At 56.3% G+C, this 13,033-nt stretch carries 1 protein-coding gene (cut by a window edge); it reads left to right on the top strand.

From position 1 onward, the window contains the following. Positions 1-13,033, top strand: partial view of a non-ribosomal peptide synthetase gene (locus KMZ15_RS08010; protein WP_223692414.1) — the end only. 22,850 nt of this gene lie to the left of the window's left edge; 13,033 of the gene's 35,883 nt are visible here — the last part of the coding sequence; its start codon lies off the left edge, out of view; it ends in the stop codon at positions 13,031-13,033.

The raw sequence follows: 13,033 nt of genomic DNA, 5'->3' as shown, positions 1-13,033 counted from the left end.
CTGGTCGACCGGGGTGCTCGTGCGCGAATTCGGTGCGCTGTACCGCGCGGCCTGTGACGGCCAAGCCGATCCGCTGCCGCCGCTGGCGATCCAATATCCGGATTATGCGGCCTGGCAGCGGCAGTGGCTCTCGGGCGAGCGGCTTGAGGCCCAAAGCGACTACTGGCGCACGACGCTGGTTGACGCGCCGGTGCTGCTCGAACTGCCCACGGACTGTCCCCGCCCCGCGCAGCAGTCGTTTGCCGGCGCGCGGGTGCCCATTTATATCGATGCGACCACGACGCGCGCGCTCAAGCGTTTGAGCCACACGCACGGCGCGACACTGTTCATGACGGTACTCGCGGCGTGGAGCGCGGTGCTCTCGCGCTTGTCGGGCCAACACGATCTGGTGATCGGCACGCCAAGCGCGAACCGGGGGCACACCGCGATCGAGCCATTGATCGGCTTCTTTGTGAACACGCTGGCGTTGCGCCTGGATCTGTCAGGCGAGCCGCGTTTGGCGCAACTGCTCGAGCGGGTGCGACGCACGACATTGGACGCGCAAGCGCATCAAGATCTGCCGTTCGAGCAGGTGGTGGAGATTATGCAGCCTCCTCGCAAGCTTAGCCATACACCGTTGTTCCAGGTGATGTTCGCGTGGCAAAATAATGACGTGGGTGAATGGCCTTTGCTCACTCTCGAGATGGCACCCGTTGCCTTGAACTATGACATCGTCAAGTTCGATCTCGAACTTGATCTACGAGAGACTGGCGACGAGATCGTTGGGGAATTGCGTTATGCCACTGCTTTGTTCGACCCTCAAACGATTGAGCGGCAGGTCGGCTACCTGCATGTGATGCTGCGGGAGATGGCCACCGATGCGAAGAGCCCCGTTGCCACGGTCGATCTGCTTGCGCCAGTTGAGCGAAAACGTGTGCTCGAAACATGGAATGCAACAGCAACAGAGTATCCAGAACACCTGTGCATTCATCAGTTGTTCGAAGAGCAGGTCGAGTGTACGCCAGAAGCGGCTGCGCTCGTGTATGAAGATCAAATACTGAGTTATGCCGAACTGAATGTGCGCGCCAACCGCCTCGCGCATCGTCTTATCGAACTGGGGGTTGAACCGGATGCGCGTGTGGCGATTTGTGTGGCGCGCAGCCCTGCGATGATAATTGGGCTACTGGCGATCTTGAAGGCGGGCGGCGCCTATGTGCCACTTGATCCAGCGTATCCGAGCGAGCGTCTTACGCACATTCTCGCCGATGCGATGCCGGCGATTCTGCTAGCCGATGCGGTTGGACGCATTGCGCTGGGCGAGGCAGCCCTCTCTTCGCTGACAATACTCGATCCAAATGTACAGCTGACATCACCCATTACCAATCCGCAGGTCCCTGCACTGACCTCGCGTCACCTTGCTTATGTGATCTACACCTCCGGCTCCACTGGCATACCCAAAGGGGTGATGATCGAGCACCGAGGTGTTGTGAACCTCGCTAAAGCACGGACAACTTACTATGAGATTCACCCCTCCAATCGAATCTTGCAGTTTGCCTCTCTCAGTTTCGACGTGAGCGTTGGGGAAATTTTCATGACCCTAACTAGTGGCGCAAGCTTGTATCTGCCGCCCGATACTGTCCGCCTTGATCGAAATGAACTGTGGAATTATTTGGCAAGACATGCGATCACTCACGTGACACTCACCCCTGCGCTGCTACAAGATGGTAAAGATTTGCCCCGCCTAAGCACTCCTCTGAAGCTGATTCTGGTGGGTGAGGCACTCAGTGCAAGCTTGCTTCAAAATTTGCTTTACCAAGGCGCCGTCTTCAATGACTACGGTCCAACAGAAACCACCGTTTATGTCACTGCATGGCATTGCTCACGTGATTTCAGCGGTGAAGTAGCTCCCATTGGTCGACCGATCCCAAACGCCCGGCTCTACCTGCTGGACCCGCACGGCCAGCCCGTGCCAGTAGGGACGGTGGGCGAACTGTACATTGGCGGAGTCGGTGTCGCGCGCGGTTATCTGAACCGCCCCGAATTAACCGCCGAGCGTTTCCTCCCCGATCCGTTCAGCGAACGTAAGGATGCCCGTATGTACAAGACGGGCGATCTCGCCCGCTACTTACCCGACGGCAATCTAGTGTTTCTCGGCCGCAACGACCATCAGGTCAAGATCCGCGGCTTTCGGATCGAAACTGGTGAGGTCGAGGCGCGTCTCGTCGAACATCCACAAGTGCGGGAAGCCGCTGTACTCGCGCTGGGTGAGGACAGCGACAAGCGCCTCATCGCCTATGTTGTGGCTGAGCCCGACGAACAACTCGCCCATACGCTACGCGCGCATCTCTTGACCAAGCTGCCGGAGTACATGACGCCGGCCGCCTTCGTGCGCCTAGATGGCCTGCCACTAACGCCCAACGGCAAACTCGACCGCCGGGCGCTGCCCGCACCGGACGGCGATGCGTTTGTGCGTCAAGCATATGAAGCGCCGCAAGGCGAAATCGAAACCGCACTCGCCACCATCTGGGCCGAGCTGCTCAAGGTCGAACAGATCAGTCGCCACGACAGCTTCTTCGGACTCGGCGGTCACTCGCTGCTTGCGGTGCGTCTTATGAACCGCGTCGCAACACTCGGTGCTGAACTGCCGTTAGCTACCTTGTTTGCTTCGCCCAGCCTATCAGCTTTCGCTGAAGTGGTCAGTCAGCATCTGGTCCAAGGGGGTGATACGCCTCCTGCCATTAGCCTTGTGTCCCGCGAAAGCGTCTTGTCGCTTTCGTTTGCTCAGCAGCGCCTGTGGTTCCTCGCGCAACTCGATGGGGTAAGTGAAACGTATCATATTCCACTGGGGTTCCATTTGTGTGGGCCTCTAGATTGGACTGCTTGGCAGCAGGCATTGGATACTGTGTTTGCGCGACACGAAGCATTACGTTCGGTCTTCATCACCGTTGATGGTCAGCCCCAGGTTCAACTGCTGGCCCCCGAATCGGGCCTGCCGACACGTAGGCATGACCTGCGGGATGCACTCAATGCTAATGAGCAACTAGAGAAGTTGAGCGCGGAGGAAGCCCATGTGCCATTCGATTTAACCCAGGGGCCGCTGATTCGCGCACGCTTAATCCAACTGGCTGACGAGGAGCACGTATTCCTGCTCACGCAACACCATATTGTCTCAGATGGCTGGTCTTTAGGGGTGCTTTTGCGTGAATTGAGCATACTCTATGCGGCGTACCATGCGGGTAAACCCGATCCATTGCCGCCGCTGGCGATCCAATATCCGGACTACGCTGCTTGGCAAAGACAATGGCTCTCGGGCGAACGGCTCCAGACTCAGGTTGCGTACTGGCATACGACACTGGCTGAGGCGCCGGTGCTGCTAGATCTGCCCACCGACCGACTTCGTCCACCTCAGCAGTCCTTTGCCGGGGCTCAAGTGCCAATTCGCCTTGATGCGCAGATGACGCGCTCGCTCAAGCGTCTAAGCCAAGAGCACGGCGTGACCCTTTTTATGACCGTATTGGCCGCCTGGGGCGCGGTCTTGTCCCGACTTTCTGGCCAAGACGACATTGTCATCGGCACACCCAGCGCCAATCGCAACCACCCTGAGATCGAGCCCTTGATTGGCTTTTTCGTTAACACGCTCGCACTACGTATCGATCTGGCCGGCGAGCCGAATATAGTTGAATTACTTGAGCAAGTAAAGCGTAGCGCACTTGCCGCTCAAGCCCATCAGGATTTGCCTTTTGAGCAAGTGGTGGAAATTGTACAGCCGCCGCGCAGGCTGGATCATACTCCTCTATTCCAAGTCATGTTCGCTTGGCAAAACAACGAGGTGGGCGAATGGCGCCTGCCTGCACTAGAAGCGATATCAGTCGCATTGAGCAATGACGTTATTCGGTTTGATCTTGAACTACATATACAAGAGGTGAGCGACGAGATCGCCGGGGAATTGCGTTATGCAACCGCCCTGTTTGATCGTCAGACGATTGAGCGGCAGGTTGGTTATTTGCATGCAATGTTGCAAGCGATGGTGACCGATGCCAAGCGATCTGTTACCGCTGTTGATATCCTCGCGCCAAGCGAACGAGCACTTTTACTCGAGACGTGGAATGCAACAGCAACACCGTATCTGGAACAGCAATGCATTCATCATTTGTTTGAAGAGCAGGTGGCCTGCACGCCACAGGCCACTGCACTAGTGTACGAAGATCAAATATTGAGCTATGCCGAACTCAATGCGCATGCGAACCGCCTTGCGCATCAGCTGATTGAATTAGGTGTTCAACCAGATACATGCGTGGCGATCTGTGCCGAACGCTCACCAGCGATGCTAGTCGGGCTACTAGCGATTTTAAAAGCAGGGGGCGCTTATGTGCCACTCGATCCGGCGTATCCAAGCGAGCGTCTTACGCACATCCTCGCCGATGCAAGGCCAACCATTCTGCTTGCTGATGCGATTGGCCGCGCTACACTAGGCGAGGCAACGCTTGCCTCATTAAAGGTGCTTGATCCGAATAACTTGCCGCCATTGCCCATCACCAATCTGCAAGTCCGTGAACTGACTTCACGTCATCTTGCTTACGTGATCTATACCTCCGGGTCCACTGGCATACCCAAGGGTGTCATGGTTGAGCATCGAGTCATTGTGAACCTTGCTCAAGGGCAGACGGGCTATTTTGATATTCACCCTTCCAGCCGGGTCTTGCAGTTTGCCTCCCCTAGTTTCGATGTGAGTATCTGGGAGATCATCACAGCCTTAAGTTGTGGCGCGAGCCTGTATTTGCCGCCTGCTGCCGTCCGCCTTGATCGGGATGCGCTGTGGAATTATTTAGATAGATATGAAATCACTCATGCGATATTACCCCCCGCTCTGCTTCAAGAGGGTAAGGATTTACCCAGCCTAAAAACCCCTCTGACACTGATTCTGACAGGTGAAGCGCCGAGTACAACATTGCTTCAAAACTTGATCCACCGAGGCGTCGTCTTCAATGCCTATGGCCCGACAGAAACTCACGTGGCAACCGTTTGGGCTACGACACGGTGTTACCTTAACAATGCAATGTCCTCCATCGGCCGACCAATTCCAAACACTCGGCTCTATTTATTGGATGCACATGGCCAGCCAGTGCCTCTAGGGGCAGTGGGTGAGCTATATATTGGCGGGGACGGGGTCGCACGTGGCTATTTGAACCGCCCCAAATTAACCATTGAGCGTTTTCTCCGCGATCCATTTAGCGAAGATAAAGATGCTCGCATGTACAAGACTGGGGACCTAGTCCGCTATCTGCCTGATGGCAATTTGGAGTTCCTTGGCCGTAATGACCATCAGGTCAAGATTCGTGGCTTCCGGATCGAACTTGGTGAGATCGAGGCGCGCCTAGTCGAACATCCACAGGTGCGCGAAGCCATCGTGCTTGCGCTGGGCGAGGACAGCAATAAACACCTAGTTGCCTATGTCACGGCAGAACCTGACGAACAACTCGCTTATACACTACGCGAGCACCTCACGGCCAGGTTGCCGGAGTACATGATGCCAGCGGCCTTCGTACGGTTGGATACGTTGCCGTTGACACCTAACGGTAAGCTTGATCGTCGGGCGCTACCGGCACCGGACAATGACGCTTTTGCCCGTCAAGCGTATGAAGCGCCACAAGGCGAGATTGAGAGCGCACTTGCCGCGATCTGGACCGAGCTGCTTGGTGTTAAGCGCATCAGCCGTCACGACAGTTTTTTCGCGCTCGGTGGTCACTCGCTGCTTGCGGTGCGTCTTATGAACCGCGTCGCAACACTCGGTGCTGAACTGCCGTTAGCTACCTTGTTTGCTTCGCCCAGCCTGTCAGCTTTCGCTGAAGTGGTCAGTCAGCATCTGGTCCAAGGGGGTGATACGCCTCCTGCTATTAGCCTTGTGTCCCGCGAAAGCGTCTTGTCGCTTTCGTTTGCTCAGCAGCGCCTGTGGTTCCTCGCGCAACTCGATGGGGTAAGTGAAACGTATCATATTCCACTGGGGTTCCATTTGTGTGGGCCTCTAGATTGGACTGCTTGGCAGCAGGCATTGGATACTGTGTTTGCGCGACACGAAGCATTACGTTCGGTCTTCATCACCGTTGATGGTCAGCCCCAGGTTCAACTGCTGGCCCCCGAATCGGGCCTGCCGACACGTAGGCATGACCTGCGGGATGCACTCAATGCTAATGAGCAACTAGAGAAGTTGAGCGCGGAGGAAGCCCACGTGCCATTCGATTTAACCCAGGGGCCGCTGATTCGCGCACGCTTAATCCAACTGGCTGACGAGGAGCACGTCTTCCTGCTCACGCAACACCATATCGTCTCAGATGGCTGGTCTTTAGGGGTGCTTTTGCGTGAATTGAGCATACTCTATGCGGCGTACCATGCGGGTAAACCCGATCCATTGCCGCCGCTGGCGATCCAATATCCGGACTACGCTGCTTGGCAAAGACAATGGCTCTCGGGCGAACGGCTCCAGACTCAGGGTGCGTACTGGCATACGATACTGGCTGAGGCGCCCGTGCTGCTCGATCTGCCCACCGACCGACCTCGTCCATCTCAGCAGTCCTTTGCTGGGGCTCAGGTGCCAGTTCGGTTTGATGCGCAGATGACGCGCTTGCTCAGACGCCTGAGTCAAGAGCAGGGCGTGACCTTATTTATGATCGTGTTAGCTGCTTGGGGGGCAGTCCTATCTAGGCTAGCTGGCCAAGACGATGTCGTGATTGGCACGCCTATCGCCAATCGCAATCACCGTGAGATCGAGCCTTTGATCGGCTTTTTTGTCAACACACTGGCGCTACGCATCGATCTGGCCGGCGAGCCGAATACGGTTGAGCTGCTTGAGCGGGTTCGGTGTAGTACGCTGGCGGCGTATGCTCATCAGGATTTGCCTTTCGAACAGGTTGTCGAGATTATGCAGCCTCCTCGCAAGCTTAGCCATACGCCGTTGTTCCAGGTGATGTTCGCGTGGCAAAATAATGACGTGGGTGAATGGCCTTTGCTCACTCTCGAGATGGCACCCGTTGCATTGAACTATGACATCGTCAAGTTCGATCTCGAACTTGATCTACGAGAGACTGGCGACGAGATCGTTGGGGAATTGCGTTATGCCACTGCTTTGTTCGACCCTCAAACGATTGAGCGGCAGGTCGGCTACCTGCATGTGATGCTGCGGGAGATGGCCACCGATGCGAAGCGCCCCGTTGCCACGGTCGATCTGCTTGCGCCAGTTGAGCGAAAACGTGTGCTCGAAACATTGAATGCAACGGCAACGGAGTATCCCGAACAGCAGTGCATCCACCAGTTGTTCGAAGAGCAGGTGGAGCGTACGCCAGAAGCGACAGCGCTCGTGTATGAAGATCAAATGTTGAGTTATGCCGAACTGAATGTGTGCGCCAACCGCCTCGCGCATCGTCTCATCGAGCTGGGGGTTGAACCGGATGCGCGAGTGGCGATTTGTGTGGCACGCAGCCCTGCGATGATAATTGGGCTGCTGGCGATCTTGAAAGCAGGGGGTGCCTATGTACCGCTTGATCCAGCCTATCCGAGCGATCGTCTGATGCACATTTTGGCCGATGCGACGCCGATACTCCTGCTGGCCGATGGGGTTGGACGCGCTGCGCTGGGCGAGGTAGCTGTTGGCTCGTTGACGGTGCTCGATCCGAACAGACTGCCAGAGTCAGCGATCACCAACCCGCAGGTCTCTGCACTGGTCTCCCATCATCTCGCCTATGTAATTTACACTTCCGGCTCCACCGGCACCCCCAAGGGTGTCATGATCGAGCATCGAGGCGTGGTGAATCTCGCTCTAGCACAGCCGGCCTACCTTGGGGTTCACCCCTCCAGCCGAGTCTTGCAGTTTGCCTCTCTCAGTTTTGACACCAGCGTCTCAGAAATATTCATGGCCTTGGGATGTGGTGCAGGTTTGTATTTGCCACCCGATAGCGTCCGTCTTGATCGGCATGAGCTGTGGGATTACTTGGCGAGATATGCGATCACTCACGTGACACTCACCCCCGCGCTGCTTCAGGATGGTAAGGATTTGCCTCGCCTGAGCACCCCTTTAACTCTGATTCTAGCAGGTGAAGCGCTCAGTGCAACCTTGCTTCAAACCTTGCTTCACCAAGGCGTTATCTTCAATGACTACGGTCCAACGGAAATCACGGTTTGTGCTACTGCATGGCGTTGCTCAGCGGAGCTCAGCAGTGAAGTGGTCCCCATTGGCCGACCACTTGCGAACACCAGGCTCTATCTATTGGACCCGCACGGCCAGCCCGTGCCAGTGGGGGCGGTGGGCGAACTGTACATTGGCGGAGTCGGTGTCGCGCGCGGTTATCTGAACCGCCCCGAATTAACCGCCGAGCGTTTCCTCCCCGATCCGTTCAGCGAGCGTAAGGATGCCCGTATGTACAAGACGGGCGATCTGGCCCGCTACTTGCCCGACGGCAATCTAGTGTTTCTCGGCCGCAACGACCATCAGGTCAAGATCCGCGGCTTTCGGATCGAAACGGGTGAGATCGAGGCGCGGCTTATCGAGCATCCACAGGTACGCGAAGCCGCCGTGCTCGTGTTAGGCGAGGAGGGTGGCAAGCGTTTGGTCGCCTATGTCGTGGCTGAGCCTGACGAACAGCTCGCTCACACGCTACGCTCACACCTTACAAGCCGGTTGCCTGAATACATGATGCCAGCGGCCTTTGTGCGCTTGGATGTGCTACCGCTGATGCCTAACGGCAAGCTCGATCGTCGAGCATTGCCTGTCCCAGATGACGAGGCTTTTGCCCGTCAATTGTATGAGGCTCCGCAAGGGGAAATCGAGACTGCACTGGCCGCCATCTGGGCTGAGTTGCTGGGTCTGGAGCGCGTTAGCCGGCACGACAGTTTTTTCGCGCTCGGGGGCCACTCGCTGCTCGCGGTGCAAATAATCGAGCGCTTGCGGCGTCTTGGCCTGGGTCTCTCCGTGCGCACGCTGTTCGAGACGCCCACGCTCAGCATGCTGGCTCAATCTCTCGGCCAACACCGCGAAGTGATCACACCACCCAATCTTATTACGCCGAATACTATTGCACTAACGCCGGACCTGCTGCCACTGATCGACCTTGGCCAAGCCGAAATCGACCGTATCGTTGCACAGACGCCGGGTGGCGTTGGCAATATCCAAGATATCTATGCCCTATCTCCCCTGCAGGATGGCATTCTGTTCCACCACCTACTGGCAACTAAGGGCGATCCTTATCTGCTGGTTGCCCAGTTGGCTTTTTCCGACCGAGCGTTGCTCGATCGTTACCTGGAGGCGGTCCAGCAAGTGGTGAATCGCCACGATATTCTGCGTACCGCCTTTGTCTGGGAGGGGGTGTCCACGCCGGCCCAGACGGTCTGGCGCCGGGCATCGCTGTCAATTACTGAGCTCGCGTTGAATACAGTCGATGGACCGATCATCGAGCAACTGCTCCAGTGTTTCAATCCTCGCCACTATCGTGTTGACTTGAGCCAGGCTCCCTTGCTGCGTTTCGCGATCACGCAGGACAGTGATGGCCGCTGGCTGCTGCTCCAACTGCTGCACCATCTGATTGGCGACCATACGACGCTAGAGGTGATGCATGCTGAGGTGCAGGCTTTTATCGAAGGCCGGGGCGATAGTCTGCCTGCTCCACAGCCGTTTCGTAACTTAGTGGTACAGGCGCGCTTAGGGGTGAGTCAAGAGGCGCACGAACGCTTCTTTAAGGAGATGCTGACTGAGGTGGACGAGCCCACACTTCCCTTCGGGTTGGCCGAAGTCCACCGTGATGGCGGCGAAGTTACGGAATCGCACCGCATGCTGCCGCAGGACTTGAATGACCGCCTGCGCGCTCAGGCTAAGCGGTTAGGTGTGAGCTTGGCAAGTCTGTGCCATCTGGCCTGGGCTCAGGTACTTGCGCGCACAAGCGGCCAACAGCGGGTGGTGTTTGGCACGGTGTTATTCGGTCGAATGCAGGCAGGTGAGGGCGCAGACAATGCAATGGGCTTGTTTATTAACACGCTGCCGCTACGCATTGATCTGGTTGGTGGCGTTGAAGGCAGCGTGCGTGATACTCATGCACGGCTCGCTGCGTTGCTCGAGCATGAGCATGCGTCGCTGGCTCTCGCGCAGCGCTGCAGCAGCGTGCCAGCCGGGGCACCGTTGTTTAGCGCGCTGCTGAACTACCGGCACAATGCGATGTCGCCAGGAGGAAGCTCCGCAGCGTCCGGTATGGAATTTCTCGGTGCGCAGGAGCGCACCAATTACCCGTTTACACTGTCGATGGAGGACTTTGGTTCCGCGTTGGGGCTGACTGCTCAGGTCATACAGCCGTTCAATCCAGCTCGTGTGTGTGGCTATATGCAACAAACGCTGGAAAGCTTGGCTGAAGCGCTAGAGTTCACGCCCTATATGCCAGTTTGGCAACTGGAAGTGCTGCCTATTGAGGAGCGTGAACTGTTGTTTCAGACGTGGAATGCAACGGCAACAGAGTATCTCGAACAGCAGTGCATCCACCAGTTGTTCGAAGAGCAGGTCGAGCGTACGCCAGAAGCGACAGCGCTCGTGTATGAAGATCAAATGCTGAGTTATGCCGAACTGAATGTGTGCGCCAACCGCCTCGCGCATCGCCTTATCGAACTGGGGGTTGAACCGGATGCGCGTGTGGCGATTTGTGTGGCGCGCAGCCCTGCGATGATAATTGGGCTGCTGGCGATCTTGAAAGCAGGGGGCGCCTATGTACCGCTTGATCCAGCCTATCCGAGCGATCGTTTGACGTACATTCTGGCCGATGCTATGCCGACACTCCTGTTGGCCGATGGGGTTGGACGCGCTGCGCTGGGCGAGGCAGCTGTTGGCTCGTTGATTGTGCTCGATCCGAATGCGTTACTGGATCGGGCGGACACGAATCCGTCGGTGCCGGGCCTCACGGATCGTCATCTCGCGTATGTGATCTATACGTCGGGTTCGACCGGCACGCCTAAGGGGGTAAGCGCGACCATCGGGGGACTGACTAACCGCCTGCTGTGGTTTGTCCTGAATGTGGTGAAAGAACCGCCGATCACTGCACTGAAGACGAGTATTGGCTTCGTAGACTCGGTCACCGAGGTACTTGGGGCGTTGCTCGCTGGCGGCATGTTGGTTGCGTTCGACAATGCTACGGTTAAAGACGCGTCCTTATTCGCGCGACGTTTAAGGCAGACTGGCGTGTCCCATTTGGTCGTCGTGCCATCGTTGCTCAAAGCTTTTTTGGAAGGGGAAAAGGATCAGCTCGACATGCTACGAATACTCGTATGCAGTGGCGAGCGGCTAGCGCCCGAGTTGGCACGGCAGGTTGTCACCACATGGCCGAGCATTCGGTTGCTAAATTTTTATGGATCGTCGGAAGTTAATGGCGACGTCACGTTCTATGAATACGGCTGCGTGGACCAAGTACCGCCACAGGCAGTCATTGGTCGACCCATCGCGAATACTCGGCTCTACCTGCTGGACGTGCACGGTCAACCTGTACCATTGGGGGCAGTAGGCGAACTGTACATTGGCGGGGCCGGTGTTACGCGTGGCTATCTAAACCGTCCTGAACTGACCGCTGAGCGTTTCCTCTCTGATCGGTTTAGCGATGATGAAGAAGCACGGATGTATAAAACAGGCGACTTGGCCCGCTATCTGCCCGACGGTAATCTGGAGTTTTTGGGCCGTAACGACCATCAGGTCAAGATCCGAGGCTCTCGGATCGAAACTGGTGAGATCGAAGCGCGGCTTATAGAGCATCCACAGGTACGCGAAGCCGTCGTGCTCGCGTTAGGCGAGGAGGGTGACAAGCGTTTGGTCGCCTATGTCGTGGCTGAGCCTGACGAACAGCTCGCTCACACGCTACGCTCATACCTTACAAGCCGGTTGCCTGAATACATGGTGCCAGCGGCCTTCGTGGGCTTGGATGTGCTACCGCTGACGCCTAACGGCAAGCTCGATCGCCGAGCATTGCCTGTCCCAGATGACGAGGCTTTTGCCCGTCAATCGTATGAGGCTCCGCAAGGGGAAATCGAGACTGCACTGGCCGCCATCTGGGCTGAGTTGCTGGGTCTGGAGCGCGTTAGCCGGCACGACAGCTTTTTCGCGCTTGGGGGCCACTCGCTGCTCGCGGTGCAGATGATCAATCTTATTCGCACTACATTGGGCGTCGAGATTGCTCTGAGCACGCTGTTTAAAGTGCCTATCCTCGCAGGACTGGCGCAGTGTTTACTTAAGATAGACATTACCCAAGAGATAGGCATTACCCAAGACGATTCATTTGATGTTTTGCTTCCTCTCAAACCAACAGGTACCCGACCTCCTCTTTTTTGTGTCCACCCTGCTCTTGGTCTGAGTTGGAGTTATATCAGTCTGTCTAAACATTTAGACGCAGATCAACCCATATACGGCCTGCAAGCCCGTGGACTCAATGGTGCTTCGCCGCTTGCGGAAACCATCGATGCCATGGCGTCAGACTACCTCAGGCAAATTCGCCACATTCAGCCTAATGGGCCTTACCATCTTCTGGGATGGTCCTTCGGCGGCCACGTTGCTCACAGCATGGCTACACAACTCGAACAAGAGGGCGAAAAAGTGGCGCTACTGACTTTGCTAGATAGTTACCCAGACCATGCTCGGCTGGATGATGAACCGGAGATGGCTCAAGATGATGCCTACATTAAGCTTCTTGCTCGTTATGGCGATGAAAATATGCCAAATGTGGGGGAATATTTATGGGAAAAAACCCGAGATGTCACCAAAAATAATGTTCATCTCGTAAAGAGTTTTTCCCCACTTATTTTTTGTGGCGACGTGCTCTTCTTTCGGGCAACGATAGGGCCCGATGAAACTATCCCGTGCTCCTCTCCTGATTTATGGCAGCCTTATGTTCTCGGGGAGATCGAAGCTTACGATATCCACTGTAGGCACGAAGACATGGATAAGCCCGCCTCGATCGCTGAAATCGGTCGTATTCTGGCTCATAAGCTAGATAAATTACAGATGGGCCAATCGCTCCAAAGCGAAGAGGAGCCTTTAGTTGGGTGA

This window comes from Mycoavidus sp. HKI, from assembly GCF_020023735.2.
Classification (GTDB): domain Bacteria; phylum Pseudomonadota; class Gammaproteobacteria; order Burkholderiales; family Burkholderiaceae; genus Mycoavidus.
The sequence above is the reverse complement of the archived record's forward strand: the minus strand, read 5'-3'. Positions and strand labels throughout refer to the sequence as shown.